General features: G+C 66.2%; 8 protein-coding genes and 2 pseudogenes. 3 read left to right on the top strand and 7 right to left on the bottom strand.

The genetic code is table 11. The features are described from left to right. Positions 1–2: 2 nt before the first annotated feature. Positions 3–1,016 (bottom strand): GntG family PLP-dependent aldolase, encoded by a 1,014-nt coding sequence (locus CH302_RS15210; protein ID WP_230596424.1) that lies wholly within the window; start codon positions 1,014–1,016, stop codon positions 3–5. 67 nt (positions 1,017–1,083) lie between these two features. Between CH302_RS15210 and CH302_RS15205 the strand changes: the two genes are divergently transcribed. After that, entirely contained in the window at positions 1,084–1,722 is a 639-nt protein-coding gene (locus CH302_RS15205) for a TetR/AcrR family transcriptional regulator (protein ID WP_052048002.1), read from the top strand. Between the two features lie 108 nt (positions 1,723–1,830). Here CH302_RS15205 and CH302_RS15200 read toward each other — a convergent pair whose 3' ends face one another. Continuing rightward, entirely contained in the window at positions 1,831–2,481 is a 651-nt protein-coding gene (locus tag CH302_RS15200) for a DsbA family oxidoreductase (RefSeq protein ID WP_037194731.1), read from the bottom strand. A gap of 150 nt (positions 2,482–2,631) precedes the next feature. Between CH302_RS15200 and purB the strand changes: the two genes are divergently transcribed. Continuing rightward, entirely contained in the window at positions 2,632–4,050 is a 1,419-nt protein-coding gene (gene purB, locus CH302_RS15195) for an adenylosuccinate lyase (protein WP_037194525.1), read from the top strand. Here purB and CH302_RS15190 read toward each other — a convergent pair. Continuing rightward, complete coding sequence (locus tag CH302_RS15190; protein WP_037194526.1) at positions 4,047–4,841, bottom strand: HAD-IIA family hydrolase; 795 nt, start codon at positions 4,839–4,841, stop codon at positions 4,047–4,049. The genes purB and CH302_RS15190 overlap by 4 nt on opposite strands. 68 nt (positions 4,842–4,909) lie before the next feature. On the opposite strand from CH302_RS15190, the gene CH302_RS15185 reads away from it, so the two are divergent. Then, entirely contained in the window at positions 4,910–5,326 is a 417-nt protein-coding gene (locus tag CH302_RS15185; protein WP_037194529.1) for an HIT family protein, read from the top strand. A 72-nt stretch (positions 5,327–5,398) separates the two neighbouring features. Here CH302_RS15185 and CH302_RS15180 read toward each other — a convergent pair whose 3' ends face one another. The 4 genes and pseudogenes from CH302_RS15180 to CH302_RS15170 form a co-directional block, all read right to left on the bottom strand. After that, positions 5,399–6,520, bottom strand: a complete 1,122-nt coding sequence (locus tag CH302_RS15180) for an ABC transporter substrate-binding protein (RefSeq protein WP_037194532.1) — start codon at positions 6,518–6,520, stop codon at positions 5,399–5,401. Positions 6,521–6,569: 49 nt separating this feature from the next. Continuing rightward, a pseudogene (locus tag CH302_RS15175) lies at positions 6,570–12,842 on the bottom strand (amino acid adenylation domain-containing protein); the annotation flags it as partial. Between the two features lie 63 nt (positions 12,843–12,905). Next, a pseudogene (locus CH302_RS30995) lies at positions 12,906–16,010 on the bottom strand (non-ribosomal peptide synthetase); the annotation flags it as partial. Further along, complete coding sequence (locus tag CH302_RS15170) at positions 16,003–25,584, bottom strand: non-ribosomal peptide synthetase (RefSeq protein ID WP_037194536.1); 9,582 nt, start codon at positions 25,582–25,584, stop codon at positions 16,003–16,005. The gene CH302_RS15170 and the pseudogene CH302_RS30995, both read right to left, overlap by 8 nt. Positions 25,585–25,638 lie beyond the last annotated feature (54 nt).

Below are 25,638 nucleotides of genomic sequence, written 5' to 3'. Positions count from 1 at the left end.
GTTCACCTGCGGCGCAGCCGCTCCAGTACCTCGGAGATATCGGCGGCGTCGACGTCGCGGTGGGTCACGAAGCGCACCTTGCCCGCGACGGTCACCGCGGCGATGCCCAGCTCGGCCAGCTCGGTGACCGTCGTCGCCGGGTCGGGAACCGTTGCGAGGACGATGTTGGTCTCCGGTTCCGCTACCTCCCAGCCTCGCTCGCGCAGGCCGGACGCGAGTGCGGACGCGTTGGCGTGATCCTCGGCCAGGTCACCGATGCGACCCAATGCGACGAGCCCGGCGGCGGCCAACACGCCACCCTGACGGACGCCGCCGCCCAACATCTTTCGGACGCGTCGCGCCTCGTGGATACGTGCGGAGTCCGAGACCAACATCGAGCCGACGGGTGCACCGAGGCCCTTGCTCAGGCAGACCTGCACCGTGTCGGCGCCCGCAGTGAGCGACGCGATCGGAACATCCAGGGCCACAGCGGCATTCCACAGTCTCGCGCCGTCCAGGTGAATCTTCAGACCCGAGTCACGGCCCGTGGCAACGAGTTCGGACCATTCGTCCGGGCCGAACACGGCACCGCCGGCAAAGTTGTGGGTGTTCTCGAGCGACAGCAGCGTCGTCCGCAGCGAGAAGTACGGTCCGGCACCGCCCGCTTTCGCACGCACCGTCGACGCGAGGGGGCGTCCGGGGCCGCCGTCGTGGGGGAGGGCGTCGGGCATCCCGCCTGCCAGCCATGCGGCGGTGCCGAGCTCGGAACCCAGCACGTGCGCATGCTCGGGGGCCAGGAAGCGATCGCCGCGTTGCAGATGCAGCATCAGCGCGATGATGTTGCCCATCGAGCCCGACGGCACCCACAGTGCCGACTCGAACCCGAGCAACCCTGCCACTGCTTCTTCCAGCGCCGCCATCGTCGGATCGTGATCGAGGACGTCGTCGCCCACTTCGGCGTCGGCCATGGCTTTTCGCATGACCGAATCGGGTCGGGTGATGGTGTCGGAGCGAAGGTCGATCGTTCGATGTGCCACGAGTGACGACAATTCCATAGCGCGAAAGCAGTCCGACGAATGGCCTCGAGCTGGCACGATGACTTGAATGTCCGCAGGTCCGACCGAGTCGCAGCACAAGGTGTCGGGTGCGACTCCGAAGGGGGTGCGCCGCCGCCAGGCATTGGCGTCGGCCGCTGCGGACCTTCTCGTCGAGGGCGGATTCGACGCGGTGCGGCACCGATCGGTGGCCGCACGAGCGGGGTTGCCGCTGGCGTCGACCACCTACTATTTCGAGTCCCTCGGAGACCTGGTAGCCGCGGCGGTCGACGTCGTCGGGACGCGCGAGATCGACGTCATGCGCGGTCGCATCGACGACGAGGGCAAGTGCTCGAACGAGATGGAGTCGACGGTCGACCTCATCGTCGACCTGCTCATCGGGCCCCAGGACGGCCATGAGCAGCTGATCGCGAGATACGAACGCTTCATCGCCTCGGCCCGGCATCCCGAACTGCGAGAAGTGCAACTGCGGCTGCGCGCCCAGATCGACGACCTGCTCACCGACGTGCTGCGCAGATCGGGCCGAACCGTGCAGGAAGAGCAACTGAGACGACTCGTGGCAGTGGTCGACGGGGCCGTCGTCGGAGCGCTCAGCGAAGTGGACCCCGACCCGCGCCACATGGCGCGAAGCATGCTCTTGGCCGTCATCGACATCGTGGCACCGGCGGAACAGGTGCCGGCCGATTGAACTGCTAGTCGGTCTCGCCGGAGTCTGCGTCTCGGATCGGCGGCACCTCGCACACACCGTCTTCGCAGACGGGGCCGTGGTCGTCGCCGACCATCTCCAAAGGACCGCTCATGAGTCGGCAGCGGCCTTCTGCAGGACGTCGGCGAATACCGACGGGGCCTGCGCGCCCGACACACCGAGCCGTCCGTCGATCACGAAGAACGGCACACCGCTGATCCCGTAGGCGATGGCCTGTTCCTTGTCCGCGCGCACTGCCGGCAGGAACTGCTCGGACTTCAGTGCCTCGACCACCTCGTCACGGTCGAGGCCGACCTCCGCGGCCAGGTCGGCGAGGTCATCGGTGCGGCCGACGTGGCGGCCCTCCTCGAAATAGGCCGCCAGGAGCCGTTCCTTCATCTCGACCTGCTTGCCCTTCGACTTGGCGAAGTGCAGGAGCTCGTGCGCCTTGACGGTGTTGGTGTGCTGCAAGGCGTCGAAGTCGTATGCGAGCCCCTCGCCTGCGGCCAGCTCGGTCATCTGCCCCAACATCTGCGTGACCTGGGCGGCCGGCATTCCTTTGTGAGAGACGAGGAAGTCGACCTCGCTGCCGTCGAAGTCGACAGGTGTGTCGGGTGCCAGCTCGAACGAGTGGAACTCCACCTCCAGAGTTCCGCCCCCGGCGGTGAACTCCGCAGCGCCTGCTTCGAAACGACGCTTGCCGACGAAGCACCACGGGCACGCGATATCGGACCAGATGTCGACCTTCACTGTTCGGCTCACGGCGGCTGCAACATCGGAACGCGCCGCGGTTATTCCGCGCGGCGAGCCGGCACGCGGGTGCGATCGCGGGAGGTCGGTGGTGCAGTCCACTCTCGAAACAGTGCAGTCGTCTTCCGAGACCGACAACGGCGCCCCGTAAGCTGGACGCTCGTGAGCATCCCGAATGTCCTGGCCACCCGTTACGCAAGCCCCGAACTGGTGGAGCTGTGGTCTCCGGAGCACAAGATCGCCCTCGAACGTCAACTGTGGATCGCCGTGCTGCGTGCGCAGTCCTCCCTCGGAGTCGACGTCCCCAACGCGGCCATCGCGGACTACGAAGCCGTCGTCGACCAGGTGGATCTCGCGTCGATCGCCGAGCGCGAGCGCGTCACCCGCCACGACGTCAAGGCCCGCATCGAGGAGTTCAACGCCCTCGCCGGCCACGAGCACATCCACAAGGGACTCACCAGCCGCGACCTCACCGAGAACGTCGAGCAGCTGCAGATCCTGCGCTCGCTCGAACACGTCCACGCGCACGGCGTCGCCGTCGCGAAGCGGTTGGCCGAGCGCGCCGCCGAGTACTCCTCGCTGGTCATGGCCGGTCGCAGCCACAACGTCGCAGCTCAGGCCACCACGCTGGGCAAGCGTTTCGCCTCTGCCGCAGACGAGCTGCTGTTGGCGCTGTCGAGGGTGCAAGAACTGATCGCCCGCTACCCGTTGCGCGGAATCAAGGGCCCGATGGGCACCTCGCAGGACATGCTCGACCTGTTCGGCGGCGACTCCGCCAAGCTCGTCGCGCTCGAGCGCATCGTCGCCGATCACCTCGGTTTCCGGCACACACTCACCAGCGTCGGCCAGGTGTATCCCCGTTCGCTCGATCACGAGGTCGTCTCCGCGCTGGTCCAGATCGGTGCCGGACCGTCCTCGTTCGCGCACACCGTCCGCCTGATGGCCGGCCACGAACTCGTCACCGAGGGCTTCCAGGCGGGCCAGGTCGGCTCGTCGGCGATGCCGCACAAGATGAACACCCGCTCGTGCGAGCGCGTCAACGGCCTGCAGGTGGTGCTGCGCGGCTACGGCTCGATGGCTGCCGAGCTCGCCGGAGCGCAGTGGAACGAGGGCGACGTCTTCTGTTCCGTCGTGCGTCGCGTCGCGCTGCCCGACGCCTTCTTCGCCATCGACGGACTCATCGAGACCTTCCTGACCGTGCTCGACGAATTCGGTGCCTACCCGGCCGTCATCGCCAAGGAACTCGACCGCTACCTGCCGTTCCTCGCGACGACCAAGGTGCTCATGGCCGCCGTGCGCGCGGGCGTCGGACGCGAAACCGCACACGAGGCGATCAAGGAACACGCCGTCGCCGTCGCGCTCGCGATGCGTGAGCAGGGCCTCGAACCGGACCTGCTCGATCGCCTGGCCGCCGACGATCGTCTTCCCCTCGATCGCGCCGCCCTCGACGCCGCGCTGGCGGACAAGACGGCCTTCGTCGGTGCCGCCGACGCTCAGGTCGCGGCGGTCGTCTCGGCCGTGGAGCGTCTGATCGCGAAATTCCCGGCCGGGGCGTCGTACACGCCGTCGCCGATTCTCTAGTCGCCGAGGACGTCGGGCAGGTCGGCGACCGAGTCGATCACGTGGTCGGGTTCCATCGCGAACTCGTCGGTGCTGCGTCGATCGAGCACGTCCTGACGGAACTTCCCGGTGCGGACGAGCACTCCCGTCATGCCGACGACCTGGGCGGCGAGGACGTCGTTGTCGAGATCGTCGCCGACCATGACGACGTCGTCCGGGTCGACACCCATCCGCTCGGACGCGGTCCGGAATCCCAGCGGAGCCGGCTTGCCGATGGCCTTCGCGGTGTGTCCCGACGCCTGCTCCATGCCGCCCAGGTACATGCCCGTGTCGATGCGCAGTCCGGCTCCGGTGCTCCACATCAGCGATCGATGCATCGCGACGACGGGTATGCCCCGGCACAGCCAGTCGTAGACGCGGCTGAGTCGCTCGTGGGTGAACTCCGGGCCTGCTCCGCCGACGACCACGACGTCGGGATCCTCGGACGTCTCGTCGACGAACTCGATTCCCGGCATGTCGCCTGCGATCTCGCCGTTGTTGATCAAGACCACTCGCGCATCCGGATAGTTCTCCCGGAGATGATCGGCGGTGAGTGACGCGGCCGTGACGATCTCGTCCGAATGCACGTCCAGCCCCACGTCGCGCAGTGCCGTAGCGATCTGCTCACGCGTCTTCGACGTCGTATTGGTCAGGAACGCGCGCGCAATGTCCTTGCTGTCCAGGTACTTCAGAGTGGCCGCTGCCCCTGGCACCGCCTGCCACGACGACACCAGGACGCCGTCGATGTCGAAGAGAACCCCGCCGATGCTCATCGGCAAACAGTAGTCTCCGGGTCCGGGCCCCGCAGCGTCAGAGCATCGAGCGCCTACGCTCGGTGGCTGTGAACCCCTATACGATTTTCGCCGAGATCATTGCCGGGACGGCCGAGGCTTCTCGCGTCCACGAGGACGAGACAGCGATTGCGTTCATGGACATCAGGCCGCTCACCAGCGGACATGTGTTGGTGGTGCCCAAGGAGCAGTATCGGACGCTGGCGGAGTTGCCGCCGGAGATCGGCGCGCACCTGTTCGTGGTGGGGCAGAAGGTGGCCGCCGCTGTGCGTGCCAGCAATCCGCGTGTCGCCGGCGTCAACTTCTTTCTCGCCGACGGCACGGTGGCCGGTCAGGAAATCTTCCACGTGCATCTGCACGTCATCCCACGGATGATCGGCGACGGCTTCGGCCTCCGTGCTCGGCCGTCGTCTCCGCAACGAGCCGAACTGGACCGGCAGGCCGGAGAGATCGCAGCCGCGCTGTAGGCGCCGCCTCGACGAACTACGGGGCCACCGGCAGACGTCTGCCGGTGACCCCGTAGCTCACGGTCCGCCGAATTACTCGGGCGTGACCTTCTGCGCCTTGGACAGCGCGTCGGCATAGATGTCGATTGTCTTGGTGTAGCGGCTGTAGCTCTTGTTGGCGCCGTAGTCCCACAACACCATCTGCTGCTTGTCGACGGCGGCGATCGTGTCGAAGGCCGGGTAGCGACTCGGAATATCGGCGAGCTTCACGTCGGCGGCGTTGGCGACGTCGTGATAGACGAACGCGACGTCGGCATCGACACTCGACACGTTCTCCCACGACACCTTCTTCCAGTACCCGTCATCGGTACCGTCCGGCGTGTACATCTTCAGTCCCCAGCGCTGGTAATCGCTGAAGTCCGGATCCGCAGACGGATCGAGGACGTACGCGACGTCGAGTGGCCACACTCCGACGCCGGTGAGGTCCTGGCGCTCGGAGGCAACCTTCTCGAAATTCGCGACGGCGGCGTCGTAGTCGGCCTTGATGTCTGCCAGTTGCGGAGTGTCGAGGTCGACTCCGAGTGACGAGGCAAGCCCCGCGTAGTTCTCGATGGTCTTGGCCGTCGACGTCGTGTCCAAGGTGACCCCGAGGGTGGGAGCGAGCTGATCGATCGTGTCGGCCTTGGACGAATCGGCGGTGGTGGTCAGCTTGCCGAACTGTCCGAAGCGGGGGTTGAACTCGCCGATGACAAGATCCGGGTCGAGACTCGCAGCCTTCTCGAAATCGAATGTCCCCCAGCTGTCGCCGACGGATTCGATGCCGGACAGGTCGGAGCAACTCAGAATCGGGCTTGTCCCCATCGGCGTGGTGGACCAGATGGCGATCGGCTTGATTCCGTACGACATCAGCGCTGCGGCCGATTCCTCGTCGGCGATGATTCTGCTCGGTTGTGAATCGAGGGAGATGGTCCGTCCGCGGCCGTCGGTGTACGTGAACGGTCCTGACGCGCGGTCGACCGTGTCGACGCGGTCGTTCTCGCTGCACGCGGCCGGGTTCGCGTTCAGGTCGACGACCTGGGTGCCGGCATCGTCGGTGTCGGCGGTGCCACTGCTGCACGCTGCGGCAGCGGCGAGCACGAGAACCGCGATACCTCCTGTGAGGGCGCGGGGTGCGGATCGGAATCTGCTCGAAGTGTGGGCTCGGGAGTCGATCATGTGTCTGCTTTCGTAGTCGATCGTGGATGGTGGAACGTGTCGAAGGGGGTCATCTACTCCTCTCGAGGATGTACTGGGCGACGGCAGGGCCGATGGCATTCCATCCGCGTGCCTGCCCGAGTGCGAGGTGCGGCAGATCATAGGGATCCACCCGAAGTTCACCGCGGATTCGCTCCCGCCACAACGTCTCTCGTTGCGCACCGAAGTCGGGATCGAGCCCTTCGGTGGCGGACACGAGGAGTGCGTCGCCGTCGAACGGTGCGGGGTCTGCCGAGGCCGTCAACCGGAGGTGGCGTACGTGAGCCGACACGAGTCGCTCTCTGGTGGTGTCGTCGAGCGCACCGAGGAGCGAGTCGCTGCGTACGTAGGCCGCGATGTCCTCGCGCTGGGACTCCAGCTGCTCCTGTGCCGGTGCGTCGGACGGAACGATGAACGAATCCAGCAGCACGAGCGACGCAACGGTCTCACCCGCAGCGTGGAGCCGTGCGGCCACCTCGTGGGCGATCTGGCCGCCGAACGACCACCCGAGCAGATGATAGGGGCCGGAGGGCGACACCTCGCGCATTCGGCGGTACTGGTCGTCGACCAGGGCGTCGAACGTGTCGAGTTCGATCTCGCCATCGGACAGGTACGGATCCTGCAGTGCCACTACCGAAGTGGGAGCGGGAAGGAAACGCACCAGGCCCATGTACGACCACGCCAGGCCACCTGCGGGCTGGAAGCAGAACACCGTGTTCGGCCCTGCGTCGCGCAGCCGCAACACCGGATCGAGCATCGTTCCGGATTCCGATCCCGACGCGGCGGTTTCGGCGAGTGCGGCAGGCGTCGGCCTGGCGTAGACGTCTCGAACTCCGACGGATCGGCCGAGCACGGACTCGAGTCGACGCGTCAGCCGGACGACGAGCAACGAGTGCCCGCCGAGCGCGAAGAAGTCGTCGTCACGGCCTACCCGCGTGGTTCCGAGAATCTCGACGAAGATGTCTGCGATCGCTTGTTCGAGTGCGTTTTCCGCGTCGGCCGAATCTGCCGCCGCGGCATCCCACTCCGGTGCAGGCAGTGCACGGGTATCCAACTTGCCGTTGACGGTCAGTGGTACATCGTCGACCACCGTGATGGCGGACGGAACCATGTACGCGGGAAGCTGCTGACGCAGAGCGGCTTTGACGATCGCAACGTCGATCGCGGCACCCTTCTCGGGGACGATGTACGCGGCCAGTGCGCGATCTCCGGCCGATCCGGTCACGGTGACGACCGCGGCGCGAGCGACACGATCCTGCGCGGTCAAGACGTTCGCGATCTCGGCCGGCTCGATGCGATGACCGCGAATCTTGACCTGATCGTCGGCTCGACCGAGGTAGTCGAGTGTGCCGTCGGGGCGACGCCTCGTCAGGTCACCGGTCCGGTACATCCGTGCACCAGGTGCACCGAACGGGCAGGCGACGAAACGGTCCGAGGTCATGGCCGGCATCGCGAAGTATCCCCGTGCCAATCCCGCTCCGGCCAAATACAATTCGCCGACAGCGCCGATGGGTGCCGGTGACAGTGTGGAATCGAGTACGTACGCCGCGGTGTTCGCGATCGGTCGCCCGAGGCTCGGCCGCTCGGTGTCGGCGACATCGGCACCGAGTGCGTTGATCGTGTACTCGGTCGGCCCGTAGAGGTTGTAGCCGTCCACACCGGGGGCGGAGCGCAACGCATCCCACAGCCCGTCTCCGACGGCCTCCCCGCCGAGCGAGACGAACACCACGCCCGTCGCTCCGGAATCGACCGACCCGGATGCCGAATTCCGGCAACGCTCGCGGTCCAGCAGTCCTTGATCGACGAGATGCTCTCCGTACGTGGGCGTCACGTCGAATGCATCGATCCGGTGCTCGTCGTAGTACTCGAGCAGTTGTTCCGGGTCGCGTCGCAGATCCTCGTCGATCACGTGCACCTCGTGGCCCGCGAGCAGCCACAGCAGCTGCTCCCAGGAGGCGTCGAACGAGAACGACGTGGTGTGCGCAATCCTGATCCGTCGGCCGCCCTGACGGAGAAGAACCGGCTCGAAGATGGCGGCCTCGTGGTTGTAGAACATGTTCGTCAGACCTCGGTACGGCACGGCCACACCCTTGGGGCGCCCGGTGGAACCGGACGTGAAGATGACGTACGCGAGTTGGTCGAGATCGGTGTGTGCGCCGCGATCGTCGTCGGTCACGGCCGCGCCGGATGCGTCGTCGATCGCCTCACGCGACAGATCCAGCAGCACCGTGCTCGGCGCAGTCCGAAGATGCTCGGGAAGCCGATCGACGAGAGACGAATCCGTCAGGATCACCGCGGGTTCGGACACCGCGAGCATGTGACCGATCCGGTCCTGCGGGTGTTCGGGGTCGATCGGCACGTACGCACTGTGTGCCGCGAACACCGCGAACAACGCGACCACCATGTCCTCGGATCGGGGGAGCAACAACGCGACCCGACGGTCCGGCCCCGCTCCGAGCGACAGCAGGACACGGGCGGTTCGGTTCGCTCGCTCGACCAGCTCTGCATAGGTCAGGACGGTGTCGCCTGCACGAACCGCGGGAAACGATGCAGAACTCTCGGCCTGGCGCAGCAGAAGGTCGTAGACGGACAACTCCGGGACAGCACGCGCCGTGTCGTTGAAACGGTGCACCAGCAGGTCGCGTTGCGCGTCGGTGAGTGGGTCGCAGCGTGCGACGAGACCGTCGACGTTCTTCGTGATCGCGTCGAGCGTCCGGGTGAAGGTGTCGATCCACTCGCGTACCGTCACTTCGTCGACGACGTCCTCCTGGAACATCACCCGCAACCCGGCAGTCGGGGCCGAGGTGGACCCGGCGTCCGGGTCGACGACTATCGACAGCGGGTAGTGCGTCGCGTCGCGCAGCGTCACGTTCTCGACGCGCACCCGGCTGCCCGGCGGACCGAACGGTGTTTCCGGTGAGATCACCGGGGTGTTCTGGAAGACGAACAGTGTGTCGAACAGTGCGCGGTGTCCCGACATCTGCAGCAGCGCCGACAGGGTGACGTACGGGTGCGTCAGATGAAGCAGCTTGTCCTGCTGGGCTTTCTGCAGCATCTCGGTCACCGTGTGCGACGGGTTCGAGGTGAATCGTGTGGGAAGAGTGTTGAACAGCAACCCGATCGTGGTGTCGATTCCGTCGATCTCGGGTGGGCGTCCCGACACCACCGATCCGAAGAGCACGTCGTCGGTGCCCAGAATGCGACGCAGTGTCATTCCCCACGCCGCCTCGAACACCGTCGAGAGGGTGACGCCCGCGGTGGCAGCGACCTCGAGCAGACCCTGGGACACCACGGGATCCACGGTGACGCGTAGATCCCGAGAGTTCGACGACGACGTCGCACCGAGCGATCGGCGGCGCGGAGCGACGAGGGTGGGCTCGTCTATCCCTCCGAGATATCTCTGCCATTCACGCTCGGCTGCGGGCAGGTCCTGTCGAGAGAGCCACGCCAGGTAGGTACCGAAAGATGCTGTGGATCTGCTCCGTTCGGCGTCCTCGTCGGTGTAGCTGTCGAGGACGGACATCAGGAATCGCCAGATCGACCACCCGTCGAGCAGAATGTGCTCCGCCGTGAAGACGAGATGATGATGGGTGGGTCCGTCGGACAGAAGACCGAAGCGAAGAAGCGGCGGGTTCGAGGCGTCGAACGGTATCGACGCCTGTTCGCGGGTGAACCCGTCGACATCACTGCCGGTGCGGTACGTCCACGGAACATCGAACGTCTCCGGAACCACCTGCACCGCGCGATCACCGATCTCGGCGAAACCCACTGCAACGTTGGGGAATTTGTCGATCGATGCCCTCGCTGCCGCGGCGAGGCGGTCTCGATCGATGTGTCCCGACAGCTCGACCACGGTCTGCGAGACGTAGACGTCCGCCTCGCCCTCGCTCCCGGCGAGCAGGTGAAACAACAGGCCGGTCTGCAGGGGCGAGAGCGGCCACACGTGCCGCACCGGTCCGAAACTCCGCCGCAACCGAGCCGCATCCACGTCCGACAGCAGTGGAACGAGGTCCGCCGAATCCCCGTTGCGCCGCGCATCGGTGAGCGCGGTCCGCAAGTGTAAGGCCCAGGTTCGAGCGGCATCCGCTACCGGTAGGCCGCCGAGAGCACGGTCCGCCGCCGTCACACGAGCGCGGATCGACGAGCCCGTTGTCAACGCGAACGTCGGTGCAGAGCTGCGCATCTCCGTGAACTGTGGAGATCGGCCGATGACGAGAACGACGGTTGCTCGTGGCATCTCCTCGAACACACCGACCGTGTGTTCGCTCGTGTATGCGGCCACGTCGTAGGTCGACGGGTCCGGATCGTCCCTGTGCGCATTCAGGAATTCGTCGATGCTCCTCTGGGCATCCGCCGAACTCAGAGAGAACGGATACCGTCTGCGCAGATGCCCGATCGTACGAGCGTGTCCATCCCGGTCGGGTTCGTCGATCTCGACCAGCCACGCCTCGCCGGCACCGAGATCGGTGAGAGTGCGCGCCAGGGCGATCAGTGCGGCAGCGCGGGTGCGGTCGGTATCCAGCGCATCCGCGGTGTCCCACACGTCTGCATCGGCCGTTCCAGGTTCTCCGGCCGCGAACTCGGTGACGGTGGTTTCCAGCACGTCGTCGCCGAAGTCCAGCCAGGCTTCTGCATGCTCGACGATCCCGAGATCCGTCGCACGAGAATCCAACTCGCGCAGGTAGTCCGCGAAGTCGAGAGTCGAGTCCACCGCGACGGGTGGCCACGACTCGGCATCGACGAACAACGGATGGGCGCGTAGTACGGTGCCGGACTCGCATTCGGTTGCGGTGACCGGTCTCGAACCGACGTCGATGGTCCCATCGAGCGGGCGTGCGATGGCATCGTCCACCGAGGCGATCGCGATGTGCCGCCCACCGTCGCCGTCGCGAACGAGGGTCATCCGCAGAGCGTCGAATTCCGCCATCAGACGGTAGGCGGTGGCCGGCGACCCGCCCGGCACCGTCCATTCGACACAGGCGTCGTCCGAGATTCCGGCATCGAGCATCCTCAGTTGCGCCGGTGCGAGCCGGGCGGTGCCGGACGATCCCGGGGTGGTCGGTACAGCGATCTCGGCCACCACGAGTCGCGGATGACGAGTGCCCTGCACGAGGACGGCGTGGACCCCGGAGAGCAGCGTCCGCGCGGTCGTCTCGGTGAAGAGGTCGCGGTCGTACACGAGGGTGAGCGAGCGTCGGCCTTCGGCGGTGAACCCGATTCCGAACGTCAGGTCGAACTTCGCCGCCAGCGATCCGCCCCCGAAAGCCGAACGGGTGCCGACGTGTCCGAAGTTCGGACGGATCGGGCGATCGTCGACGTCCGCGATCATGACTTGGAACAACGGGTTGACACCCGGTGTCCGCGGCGGGTCGAGGGTCGCGACGACTGCTTCGAACGGCACGTCGCGGTGGTCGTACGCCTCCAGATCGCTCGAGCGCACTCGATCGACCAACTCGGTGAACGTCAGCGCGTCGTCGACCGATGCCGAGAGCACGACAGTATTGACGAAAAAGCCCACCGTGCTTGCCAACTGCGCATCATTGCGACTGTCCACCGCGGTGCCGATCGGGACGATGTCACCGGAACCTCTGGCTCGCAACACCATTGCGACGGCAGTGTGCAGCAGTACGAGTGGGGTGACCGCATTTTCGCTCGTGGATCGATCGATGGCGTCCGACAGTTCGTCGGACAACGGAACGGTCACCAGTTCTCCGGTGCCGCCGGCGTCGGCCCTGCGCTCGAAGTCGTGCGGGAGCGCAGTGACCGGCGGAACGTGGCCGAGTCGCTCGACCCAGAAGTCGAGGTCGGACCGATCGGTTGCAGTCTCACGCTGCCACCGCGCGAACTGCGCGTACGTCGCGGCGGTGTGCGTCGTCGACGGCAGTGGGTCTGCGGCGTTGCCGAGAGAGCGCCCGTACGCCGCGGCGAGCTCGTCGACCAGAATCTTCACCGACTCCTGATCGCACGCGATGTGGTGCAGCGTGATGCGTAATCGGGTCGCGTCGCAGGACAGCCGAATCGGCAGCTCGGACTGCAGATCGATGGGCGTCGGCACCGTGACTGTCGGTTCGACGCGGAACTTGTCGGCTGCCTCGTCGACCGACAGAACGTGTTGGGTCCAGTCGCCCGAACCGGCCGGATACACGGTGCGCAGAATGGGATGTCGCGCAACGAGTTCCACGCCGGCTCGGTGCAGGGCGACGGGGTCGAGAGGCTCGTCCGGTTCGAGATCGAGCGTGAGCAGATACGCCGTGGACGGGCCGGACAGGCTCTCCAGGAACAGTAGTTGTTCCTGCCCGAACGACACGGGTGCCCCGTCGGCGTCCGAATGGTCACCTGGCCTGCCGACCTGAGCACCTGCAGTGAAATCGATTGCTGCGCCGAGTGAGGCGACCGTCCGATGATCGAACAACACGGGCAAACCGACGCGGACACCGAACTCGGCGTGCAGTGCAACCGCCAGTCGTAGCGCCATCAGCGAATGACCGCCGAGAGAGAAGAAGTCGTCGGAAACACCGATGTTCGGCACGGACAGCACCGCCGCGAAGACCCGGCACAGACGCTTCTCGATCCCGGTGCGAGGAGCGTCGCGACCCGCGGGGTTCGCTGTCGGTTCCGGGAGCGCTCTGCGGTCGAGCTTGCCGTTCGCGGTGACGGGGACGTCGTCGAGGATGGTCATGTATGTGGGGACCATGTACTCGGGGAGCTTGCTCTGTAACCACGACGTCAGGACCGTCTGCAGCTGTTCGCGATCGATGCCGTCGCGATCCGTGGGGATCGCGTACGCACTCAGCACGTCTCCCGACTCTCGGTGCAGGACGGTGACCGCGGCGTAGCGCACCGAGGGGTGGTCGGACAGTGCCGATTCGATGTCTTCCAATTCCAACCGCATGCCGCGAATCTTGACCTGGTTGTCGGCCCGACCGAGGAAGTCGAGTGAGCCGTCCGACCGCCACCGGGCGAGGTCGCCGGTCCGGTACATCGCCGAGCCGTCGGCTGCGAACGGGTTGCCCACGAATCGTGCCGCGGTCAGCGCCGACGCGTTGCGGTATCCGCGTCCGAGCAGCGCCCCTGCTGCGTAGAGTTCGCCGCCGCACCCAATCGGGACCGGGCGAAGTCGTGAATCGAGAACGTAGAGTTGAGTGTTGGGGTTCGGTCGACCGATGGAAGTGGCGATTCGGTCGTCCGCGTCGTGGTAGATCACATGGGAGACACCGATGGTCGCCTCGGCCGGCCCATAACCGTGGTAGAGGGTCGTGTCCAGTCGATCCCGAAAGCGGGAGAACAGGTCAGGGGTGAGGACCTCTCCGCCGCACCAGACGTGCCGCAACCCGGACAGGGCGTTGTCGGTGTCGAGGTGCAGCAGTGACTCGAGCATCGACGACACCAGGTAGACGAACGTCACGCGTTCGCGGGCAATGGTGTCGAGGAGATAGAACGGGTCCCGCTCGCCGCCGTCCTTCGCGACGACGACGCGGCCACCGCACACCAGCGGCAGCAGGATCTCGTTGATCGAGATGTCGAATGCCAACGGTGCCTTGAACAGTGCGGCGTCGTCCGCGCCGAAACCGAGGATGTCCGTCCGCTGCCAGTTCAGGCGCTCGGAGATCGCACCGTGTCGAATCATGGCACCCTTGGGTCGGCCGGTGGATCCCGACGTGAAGATGACGTAGGCCAGCCGATCGGCCGAGATGGTCTCGAATTCGCAGCGGACCGCCGGGTGATCGAACTGCCAGTCGTCGAGGTTCACGACCGTCTCGTTCGGCACGACGGAGGAATCGTCGAGGTGCGCCGAATCAGGATGCGAGAGAACGACTCGCGTGCCGGAATCGGTGAGTACTCGTTCTCGTCGGTCCCGTGGCCAGGACGGGTCCAACGGTACGAACGCGCCGCTTGCCCGCAGGACGGCCAGCAGAGAGATCACCATTTCCGCCGAGCGCGGCATGCTCAGGGCCACGACGTCCTCGGCGCGAAGGCCGTTCGCGACGAGCGTGGACGCCAGCTGCGCGACCATCGTGGCGGCACGCTCGTAGGTGATGTGGCGCGTACCGTCGACGATGGCGATGCTGCCGGGACGATCACGCACGCGCTCGGCGAACATGTCGGGTACCGGGGTGCGGTCGATCACGGAGTCGGTGTCGTTGAAGGCGTGGACGATCCGTGATCCGGTCGGTTCGTCGACCAACGTCAGTTCGCTGATCGGCCGATCGGGTGCGGCACCGATCGCGGCCAGCAGAACGGCCAGTGCGTCGAAGCGCGTGTCGATATCGGAGGCACTGGCGCGGTCCCCTCGCATCTGAACCGTGACGGGCGCGGACGGCCCGATGCAGGTCAGAACGAACTCGAGGTCGTTGAACGGCCCTACGCTCAGTGCCTGTCCCGACCAGCCGATACCGTGCGAATCGACCTCCCCGACAATGATGTTCGCGCCAGGACCGAACGAGCGTCCGGCTGTGCTCGGCTGTCCGAGCGCGCGATCGCGGATCATGTCCTCGCCGCGGTAGCGGCGGTGGGGATGCGATTCGGCCAGCGAACTCCTGATTTTTCGTGCGACGTCGGCGACGCTGTCGAGCGGCTCGATACGCACCGTCAACGGATGAGTCGTCGAGACGGTGCACGGTTCGGAGCGCAACAGGTCCGTGGTCCGTGCAGCGGTGGGCAACGTCAGGGTCACGTCTCGTTCTCCCGACCAGCGGTGCACGAACGCCGCGTAGACGGCGAGATAGACGTGCGTCGGCCGTACCCCAGCGGATTCGGCGAGGCCGCCCAGCGCACCGACCAGGTCGGCGGACAGGTCCGTCCTTCTCTCGTACACCGACCCGGTGGGGGCTGCAGGCATCGGTAGCAACGTGATCGGAGGTGCGGCCGCTGCGAGCCGCGTGCGCCAGAACTCGCGGTCGCACAGGAACTGCTCGGACTCCCGGTACGAGAGATCCTCGGCCACAGCACTGTCGGCGAGCCAGGGGCTGCGGTCGGTGCCGCCGTGGACGTACGTGTCGGTGACAGCGGTCGCGAGCAGCACCGCACCCGCAGCGTCGAGAACGATGTGGTGTGCGCGGAAGTACCACACGTGACCGTTGTCGCTCGACACCAGTACCGAGCTCATCAGCTGATCGAATTCGAGATCGAGCGGGGTGCTCAGATCCTTCGCGGCGAGGACCGCCGTCGTCGCTACTGCATCCTGTCCACGTCCGTCGACCAGCGTGGTGACGATTCGAGCGTCGGACGAGATGCGGACGGGCCTGCCGTCGTGATCGGTGGTGAAGCGGGACCGTCCGCCTCGGTATCGGTCGAGGACCGAATCGATGGACGTGAGCAGTCTGTCGACGTCGAGGTCCGAGGGAAAGGAGATCTCGAAGCCGATGTTGAATGCGGCGCTGGTCGGGTCGGCCTGGTGCGCTATCCACATGTCCGTTTGTGCGGCGGACAGTGTCGTGCCGACCGAACGAGCTGCGTAGGTGGTGTCATGCACGGAGTTGAGCTCCTTCGTCGGAGGTCGGGCGGTGGTGCGAGCGGATGTCCTCGGGCGACCGGCCGGCGGCCACAGCCGCCACGGCCGCGGCGAGGTCGCGCGCTGTGGTGTCGTCGCCGATCAGTGCGTGGACCGTCACCTCGACGTGTGGGCCGTCGGACGAGGCCACCGACTCGATGCGGTATCCCCGTCCCGAGGACGTGTCGAGAGGTTCGGCCGATGGTCCGTCCGGCGGCACGATACGGGCGCGCCACAACGTCTTTCGCCGTGTGTCGATCGCCAACCGCAGCCCTTCGTTGCGTTCCCGAAGCGACCGTTCGATCTCGACGAGGTCGTCGGCGGACAGCGGGCGGGCAACGGGCGTGCTGACGGTGTGCACGTGTTCGACGATCCCGGCGTTCTTCGCTGCGCGTACCCCGGTGGGCAGTGGCACCGGGGTACCCGGCGATGCCGTCGTTGTGCGTGCGGGGGAGCGGTACTGCGCGGATGCAGCGCTGCGCCGGGCGATGTCGGCCAACGTGCGGAGTTCGAACACATCGCGGACGGTGAACGTCAGACCCGTTCGAGTTGCTTTGGCGGCGAGCAGAACCGCGCTGATGCTGTCTCCGCCCGATCGGAAGAAGTCGTCGTCGAGGCCGATACGCAGGCCCAGATCGTTCTCGGCAATGTGCAGCAGTGCGCGTTCGGCATCGGTATCGGGTGCGCGATGATCACGAGCTTCGACGGCCGGCTCCGGAAGCGCGCGGCGGTCCAGCTTGCCGTTGACGGTGACGGGTATCGCACCGAGCGGGACGATCGCTGCCGGAACCATGTGCTCGGGCAGACGCTGCCGGAGTCGATCGTCGATATCGACAGGCAGAGAGCCGGATACGCGAGCCACCACGTACGCGACGATCGAACCGTCGCGCACCACGGCTACCGCGGACTCGATGTCGGGGCATTCGTCGGTGATGGCGGCGGCAACCTCGCCGAGCTCCACCCGCTGGCCGCGAATCTTGATCTGGTCGTCGGCTCGCCCGAGAAATTCGATGTCCCCGTTGCGCCGCCACCGGGCGATGTCACCCGTGCGGTAGAGCCGAACACCCGGTGACCCGTGTGGATCGGCGACGAATCGCGATGCGGTGAGGGACGGGCGACGGTGATATCCCCGCGCGAGTTGTATCCCCGCGATGTACAGATCTCCCGCCACACCGAGAGGAACCGGCCGAAGATGAGAGTCCAGAATACGAATACCTGTGTTGTACACCGGCGTTCCGATCGGGACCGAGGACCGGGGGTCCACGTCGGCGACGGTGTACGCGGTCACGTCGATCGCGGCCTCCGTCGGGCCGTACAGATTGTCCAGTCGTACGCCGGGAAGAGCTTCCCGAGCGCGACGCGCCAGATCCGGGAGCAATGCTTCTCCGCTGCAGATGATCCGACGAAGCGAGGTGCACGCGGACGCATCGGTGGCAGAGAGAAACGCGTCGAGCATGGGCGGGACGAAGTGGATGGTGGTCACCGCTTCTTCTCGGATCACCCGGCCGATGTACTGCGGATCACGATGCCCATCGGGCTCGGCCACCACGGTCGATGCACCGACGGTCGCAGCGAGGAAGAATTCCCACACCGACACGTCGAAGCCCGCGGGAGTCTTCTGCAGAACCACGTCGTCGTGGCCGAGCCGGTACTCGTCCTGCATCCATCGAAGGTGTCCGACGATGGCCCGATGTGTGTTGACAACGCCTTTCGGGCGCCCCGTCGACCCCGAGGTGTAGATGACGTAGGCGGCATCGTCGGGTGCCGGGCGAACAAGCGTCGTCGACGGCATTGCGGTCGAGGAATCGAGCGGATCCACCACCGGTGTTGTGCCGTCTGCGAACTCGACGTTGCCGGGTCGGCCCACGATCGCTATCGGCCGAGCATCCTCGACGGTGAAGCGAAGCCGGTCCTCGGGGTAGCTCGTGTCCAGAGGCAGATACGCCGCCCCGGAACGGATCACGGCCATGATCGAGACCACCAGTTCGAGCGATCGGGGAACGGCGACGGCGACCACCGAGCCGGGCCGCGCTCCGAACTCGGACAGTCGACGCGCGAGAGCCTCACTGCGATCGGTCAGTTCACGGAATGTCAGGTCGATCCCGGCGAACCGAACTGCCACCGCGTCCGGCCGGTGTGCTGCACCGCCGTCGAGCAGATCGATCAGGGTGGCGTCGTCGGTCGGGAACGAGGTGTCGTTCCAGTGCGCGACGGCGTCTGCCTCGGCGGTCGAGGGACCGCCCAACTCGGCGATCGAGACCGCCGGATCGGTTGCCAGAGCGGTGGCGTTGTTCACCAGCCGTTCCAGCAGAGCGAGGGCAGTGTCGTCGTCGAACACGTCGGTGGCGTAGTCGATCGTCACGGCAAGGCCGTCGACGCTCTCGGCGAACTCCACCAGCACGTCGAATTTGGCGGTGTGCGTCGACACGGCCTCCGGTTCCAGTACCGAATCTCCCAGCGTCAGTTCGGAAGACCTCCGCGGTGGCACCTGGTGCACCACCATCACGTCGAACAGTGACTCGGAGCCGGATGCGGCGACCACGCGCTCGAACGGCACATGAGCGAGGTCGTATGCGTTCAGCGTTGCGCCGCGCACACGGTCGACGACGGTCCGAAGGCTCGGTGATCCGGACAGGTCGACGCGGAGGACGACGGTGTTGAGGAAGTAGCCGATGGTGTCCGGAGCGCCGGCGCGGGTGGATACCGGCAGACCGATGCAGACGTCGTCACCGGCCCCACTGCCGGCGAGAGTCACTGCAACCACGGCCGAGGTGAGCATCGGCATCGTCGTACCGGTTCGTACCGCAACGGACTTCAGACCCGCAACTGCGCCCCGAGGCAGGTGCCGCTGCACGCTGCCCGCCGTTCGGGTGTCGGTTCGGCGAGCTCGTCTGGGCCGATCGAGGGGCAGTTCGGTCGATTCGGGTGCCCCGTTCAGTACCTGCATCCACGAGTCGAGTCCGGAATCGATGTCGACGTGTTCTTCGACGTCCGCGTACTGGGTGGCGTCGGAGTGCCACAAGGGACGGTGTCCCGCCGAGCGCGCCGAGTACGCGAACGTCAGGTCGTCGAGCAGCACATCACGTGACCACTCGTCGAATGCGATGTGGTGCACCACGATCACGAAGTGCTCAGCGGTGGTGAATGCGCGGATCGGGATGTCGGTACCGAGGTCGAACGCCGTCCGCACGACATCGGTGACGCTCTCCTCGGTGGAGACCATGATGGTCTCGGGTACCGGCACGATCCTCGCAGTGGGCTCTCCGGCCGGACTCGGATACACCGTCCTGAGAATCTCGTGCCGCTCGACCACGTCTCGCAGCGCCGCACCGAGCGCCCCGGTGTCGACCGACTCGGATCTGCGCCACACGAGTGGAACGTTGTAGGTCGCTCCGGTGCCACGGACGTTCCAGTCCATCCACATGCGGAACTGGCCCGGTGTGAGCGCCGATCGATCACGCCGGGCGACGTTCTCGGTCGTCCGGATGTCGCACGGCGACGAGGACTCACACAACCGGGCCACGGCGTGCACGGTCGGCTCGGACATGAACCCGCCCAGAGGAATCCGAACACCCAGTTCTCGGCGGATTCGGCCGAGCACGGCGATGGCACCCATCGAGTGACCGCCTGCAGCCAGGAAGTCGGTGGTGCGACCGACGCTGTGGATGCCCAGTGCGTCGGCGAACGCCGCCGCCACCGCCCTCTCGGTCTCGGTTCGAGCAGGCTCGTCGGCGGCCTCGACCCGAACCGGGTCGGGTAACGCACGCCGGTCGAGCTTTCCGTTCGAGGTCGTCGGAAGCGAATCGAGACGCACACAGGTGGCTGGAATCATGTGTCGCGGAAGCGTGGTGGACAACGATCGGACGACGTCGCCGTCGGAGAGATCGGCACCCGCACTCGTGACCACGTACGCGATCAGCGAGCCGTCACGGACCAGCACGGCAGCATTGTCGATCCCGGGCACGGTCACCAACGCGTCCACGATCTCGCCGAGTTCGACCCGCATGCCGTTCAACTTGACCTGGTCGTCGTCCCGTCCGAGGTACACCAATTCACCTGTGGCCGACCAGAGGGCACGGTCGCCTGTGCGATACAGCCTGCGCCCGTCTTCGGAGTGCGGGTCGGCGACGAATCGCCCGGCGGTCAGGGCAGGCGCACCGGTGTAGCCACGTGCCAGCTGTACTCCACCGAGATAGAGATCGCCGGGTGCGCCGGGTGGAACCGGTCGCAGCGCGTGATCGAGGACGTACGTGCCGGTGTTTCTCACCGGCGCTCCGATCGGCACCGACGCGGCCTCGTCGTCACGGCGTACCCGGTGCGCCGTGACGTCGACAGCAGCTTCGGTGGGGCCGTAGAGGTTGTCCAACCTGACGTGCGGCAGTGCGTCGAGAGCCCGTCGGGCAGTGCTGCGCGGCAGAGCTTCTCCGCTGCACACGAGCAGGCGAAGTGTGGGGTTGGGCGCGTTGTCGAGGGGAGTACCGGCGAGATACTCGGTGAGCATCGACGGAACGAAATGGGCGATGGTGACCCCGGCATCGTCGATGAGGCGATGAAGATACTCGGGATCGGTGTGACCGTCGGGATCGGCGACGACCAGGGTCGCGCCGGTGATCAAGGGCAGGAAGAACTCCCACACCGACACGTCGAAACCGGCAGGCGTCTTCTGCAGAATGCGGTCGTCGATTCCGACGTCGTATCGATCGCGCATCCACTCCAGTCTGTTCACCGCCGCGCGATGAGACACCGCGGTGCCCTTCGGTTTTCCGGTGGAACCGGAGGTGTAGATGACGTAGGCCGTGTTGTCCGGTCGCAGCGGTGCAGGTACCGGCCGGGTGCCGGTGGCGGATGTGTTCGACGGGTCGAGGGCGGCGACGTCGGTGAACGGAAGCGAAAGTTCGGTGCTGAGGACGACGCGTGGATGGGCATCCGCGGCAATGTATCTCAGCCGCTCCTCGGGCAACCCCGAGTCGAGCGGAAGATATGCAGCGCCCGCGCGGTGCACGGCCACCAGTGACAGCACCAGCTCGTACGAGCGCGGCACATGAACCCCCACCACGTCGTCCGGTCCGACACCTGCGTCGAGGAGCGCGCCTGCGAGTGCATCGGCATCGCGGTCGAGTTGCGCGAAATCGACCGTGCGATCACGGTGCACCACCGCAACGCGATCGGGGTGTGTGCGGATGGTGTCGGAAACGAGCTGGGGCAGCACGGATTCAGCCAGCGGTGCGGGTTCACCGTGTGCCCAGGTGTCGGCCACGAGACCGGTGACGGAGGGGTCGGTGAGGGTGCGTCTCGACACCGGGACCGACAGATCGTCCGCAAGTGTGCGAAGAGCGTGGGAGAAGCTGCGCGCGTACTGTTCTGCGAGGTCCGCGTCCAGTACGGCGGTTGCATATTCGACCGAGTACGCCATCGACGATCCGCGATCGTCGACGGTGAACGTGATCGGGAACTTGGCGGTCGCGGTGCTCGGTGCCTCCCGGCGACCGGCCTGCGTGCCCAGCTGTAGGCGGGTGTCCTCACCGGTGTCGGAGAGGAGGACCGTCATGACCGACGGGACCGTGGTGTCCGAGAGTCCGCACTGCGAGACGACGTCCTCGTACGCGAGTGCCTGGTGATCGAAGGCGGAGAGATCCGCGGATCGGACGCCGTGCAGGAATCGATCGAGAGTCTCGTCTCCGACCATCCGGGTGCGCAATATCAGCGTGTTGAGGAAACATCCGATCGAGGCGTCGAGCGCGGAATCGGTGCGTAGCGACACGGGAGCAGCCACCAGGATGTCGGTGGCACCGGTCATGGCGGACACCGCAAGTGCGGTGGCCGCGTGGCACATCATGAACAGGCTCACTCCTGCGTCGGCTGCAGCACGGCGGAGAGCATCCGCGTCTGCGGACGAGAGTGCGAAGTGAAGCGTCTCGCCGGCGTCACCCACCGCTCCGGTTCGTGCCAGCGGCGACACCGGGGGCTCGGCCAAGGTCCGCTTCCAGTGCGCGAGCATGCGCGACGCCGTGGACGTGGGGTCGTCGGACGTCCCGAGCACGTCGCGCGACCAGGAGGCGAAGTCGTCGTATTGCACTGCGAGCGTAGGTAGCTCGGGCTCTACGCCGTTCGCTCTCGCGGCGTATGCGGCTGCGAGATCGGAGCGGAAGACGGATTCGGATCGGTCGTCGGTGGCGATGTGATGGAACGCGACGGTGAGGCGGTTGTTCGTCCGGTTCCACCAGGCTCGGACGGGTGGCTCCTCGGTCACGTCGAACACGATCGACTCGGGTGCCGGGGACACCTCGGTGACGTCGAGCACGGAATCGACCGTGTCGAGTACGACCGGCCGTTCGTGATCGGGGTAGACGGTTCTGAGTATCGCGTGTCGATTCACCACGTCGAGCAGAGCCGCACCGAGTGCCGTGCTGTCGATCGGGCCGTCGAACTGCCACTCGACAGGAACCGTGTACGACGCGCTGTGCGGTGCCCACTGATGCAGGGCCAGCATTCTGCGTTGTGCGTCCGACAGAACCGGTTCGGACACAGCGTCTCTCGGCATGAGCGGCACGGTCGCGGGTGCCGCGTCGACGAGCCAACGAGCCAGCGCTGACGGGGTCCGGTGATCGAACACGGCACTGATGGGGACGCTCTGACCGGTGCGTCGTGCCAGCGACTGGCCGAGGCGCACCGCGAGAAGCGAGTCGCCGCCGTGGGAGAAGAAGTCGTCGTCGGCTCCCACCCGATCTCGACCGAGCACATCGGCGAACGCACTGCACACCGTCGCTTCACGCGGGGTGGACGGAGCGCGGTAGTCCTCGCTTCCGGCGAGTTCCGGTTCCCCGAGCGCACGACGATCGAGCTTTCCGTTCGCAGTCAGAGGGAATGACTCCAGAACGAGAACTCCACTCGGAACCATGTATTCGGGCAGATTGTCCGCGGCCCAGGATCGAATTCGCTGCGCGTCGGTTTCGGCTCCGGCGACGGGGACCACGTATGCAGCAAGGTAGGCCGAACCCGCGGGCGTGGTGCGCACCGTGACCGCACAGTGGCGCACGTCCGGATGACCGGCGAGAACCGACTCGACGTCCTCCAGCTCGAGTCTCATCCCGCGGATCTTGACCTGGTTGTCGACGCGGCCCGCGAACTCGAGAGTGCCCTCCGGCGTCCAGCGTGCCCTGTCGCCGGTGCGGTAGAGACGGCTGCCGTTGTCGCAGAACGGGTTCGCGACGAAGCGGGACGCGGTCGACGCTGGGGCGTGAACGTAGCCGCGGCCCAGAAGGTAACCCGCTGCGTACAATTCGCCGTCGGTCCCGATCGGAAGCGGGCGAAGGTCCTCGCCCAGCACGTACAGCGCAGTGTTGGGGTTCGGTGCACCGATGGATGTCGCGATCCGGTCGGCGGTGTCGGAATACACGACGTGCGAGACGCCGATCGTCGCTTCTGCGGGCCCGTACCCGTGGTACAGGGTGGTGTCCAGTTGCTGTCTGAAGCGCGCGAACAGTGAGGGCGTGAGCACCTCACCGCCGCACCAGACGTGCCGCAGTCCAGTCAGCCGCCCCGCACGGTCTCCGGTGGCGGAGGCGTCGATGTCGAGCAGGACGTCGAGCATCGACGACACGAGGTACACGAACGTCACGCGCTCGTTCGCGATCAGGTCGAGCAATCTGTCCGGATCGCGTTCGTCACCTGGGCCTGCGATGACCACCCGTCCACCGCTGACGAGCGGAAGCAAGAATTCGTTGACCGAGATGTCGAAGGACAGTGGTGCTTTGAACAGGGCAGCGTCGTCGCTCCGGAAGTTCAGCAGTCGATTCATCTGCCAGTCCATCCGAGCGCAGATTGCGTCGTGGCGGATCATCGCGCCCTTGGGCTTTCCAGTCGATCCCGACGTGAACATGACGTACGCCAACGAAGATCCGTGGATGTCCGCCTCGGGCATCGTGTGTGCGTGGTGCGCGTGCACCCAGTTCTCGAGATCGACGGGCACCGATGCGACGGAGTCGAGCGCATCGCTGTCGAACCGGATGCACAGGAGGCCGATTCGGGCCTGCGCGGCCACATCCTGGCGCCTGGCCAGGGGCCACGACGGATCCACCGGTACGAAGGCTCCGCCCGCTGTCATCACCGCGAGGGCCGCGACGACGGTCTCGGCGGAGCGGGCGATGCCGATACCGACCGTCTGTTCCGATGTCAGTCCACGGGCGGACAATTCGGTCGCCAACTCGTCGACCCGTCGTTGCAGTTCGGCGTAGGTGATACGGCGGGGGCCGTCCACCACCGCGACCGACTCGGAGTGCAGACGCGCGGATTCGCGAAACACGGCGGGCACCGTACGCTCCTGCGTCGGCTCCGCCGTGTCGTTGAACGAGTGCACGACAGACTCGTATTCGGTGTCGGACAGAATGTTCGGTGCCGACACGGGAGTGTCGGACCGAAAGGTGCGCAGGAACGACCGGAGCCGATCACGGTGTACTCGCGCCGCGGCTCGCGGACCCCGTACGTCGATCACGGTGCCGAGACCCGGCTCGCTCTCGACGGCGAAGTCGATGTCGTCCACCGGGCCCAGGCGGACTCCACGCATCCGAATCTGCTGATCACCGAACGAGATCGGACTCTTCCAGACCATCATGTTGATGCTCGCGCAGTGTGTGGGCGAGCCTGCCGCTCGACCATGAGCGCGTAACGCGTCGAGTTCGGGGATGAGCCCTGCTTCGACGTCGGACAGCCGGTCGGACGGCTCGATCGTCACGCGCATCGGATGGGTACGGGAGAGCATTCCCAGCTGCTCTCGCCGGACCGAGTTGGACCGTGTGTGCAGAGCCGTCGACACAGTGACGGTTCTGCGGCCCGACACTCGGTACACGTACATCAGGACCGCCGCGGTCAGTGTGCGCGCGTCGGCGGGTAGATCGATGTCCGACTGTGCGAAATCCAAGGTGGAACACCCTGTTTCCGTCGGATCTGCCTTGTCCGCCAGGGCCACGGCGTTCTCGACGCGATCGGCTCGACGTGCGATCTCCTCGGAATCGATGCGCGCGTGGTCGCTACCGCGGTACTCCAGTTCCTCGTCCAGGAGCATCCTCGACGACCACGTCGGAGTCTTACCGCCGTTCCACACGTCCGCGACCGCGCGCGTGAGTGCGCGCACCGCATACGCGTCGACGACGATGTGGTGGTAGCCCTGATACCAGCGCAGGTGGCCGTCGCCCAGATCGAACACCGTGTGCGTGAACAATGGGCCGTCGAGCGATCTGACCGTGTCGAGGTCGGATCGGATCGCCTCGTCGGCGGCGGCCGGATCACATTCGACGCGTTGGACATTCACCGTCGGAGGTGTGGAAATCCGACGAACCTGCGACCCGTCGTCGGTGAACAGCACGTGCAGGTTGTCGGCCGCGCGGAGCACCGTGTCGATGCTGTGCACCAATCGCGCCGCATCGGCGTCGGACATCTCCATCAGGTCCACGACCCAACCGATGTTGAACTCCGCGCTGTCCGGGCGCAGCTGCTGGGCCGTCCACACGTCCAGCTGCGACGGCGTCAGGTCCAGCGATTCTCCACGGGCGCTGTGCATTCGGTGTGCTCCTCGACATTGTAGATCCGGTGGACTGTTGATCTCGGGAGTCGG

The organism is Rhodococcus sp. 15-2388-1-1a (assembly GCF_002259145.1).
GTDB lineage: Bacteria > Actinomycetota > Actinomycetes > Mycobacteriales > Mycobacteriaceae > Rhodococcoides.
The sequence above is the reverse complement of the archived record's forward strand: the minus strand, read 5'-3'. Positions and strand labels throughout refer to the sequence as shown.

What these genes read in the sequence shown, in the direction of transcription:
- CH302_RS15170 (WP_037194536.1), bottom strand. Translation starts at nt 25,584, where the DNA reads ATGCACAGCGCCCGTGGAGAATCGCTGGACCTGACGCCGTCGCAGCTG.
- CH302_RS15205 (WP_052048002.1), top strand. Translation starts at nt 1,084, where the DNA reads ATGTCCGCAGGTCCGACCGAGTCGCAGCACAAGGTGTCGGGTGCGACT.
- CH302_RS15190 (WP_037194526.1), bottom strand. Translation starts at nt 4,841, where the DNA reads ATGAGCATCGGCGGGGTTCTCTTCGACATCGACGGCGTCCTGGTGTCG.
- CH302_RS15180 (WP_037194532.1), bottom strand. Translation starts at nt 6,520, where the DNA reads ATGATCGACTCCCGAGCCCACACTTCGAGCAGATTCCGATCCGCACCC.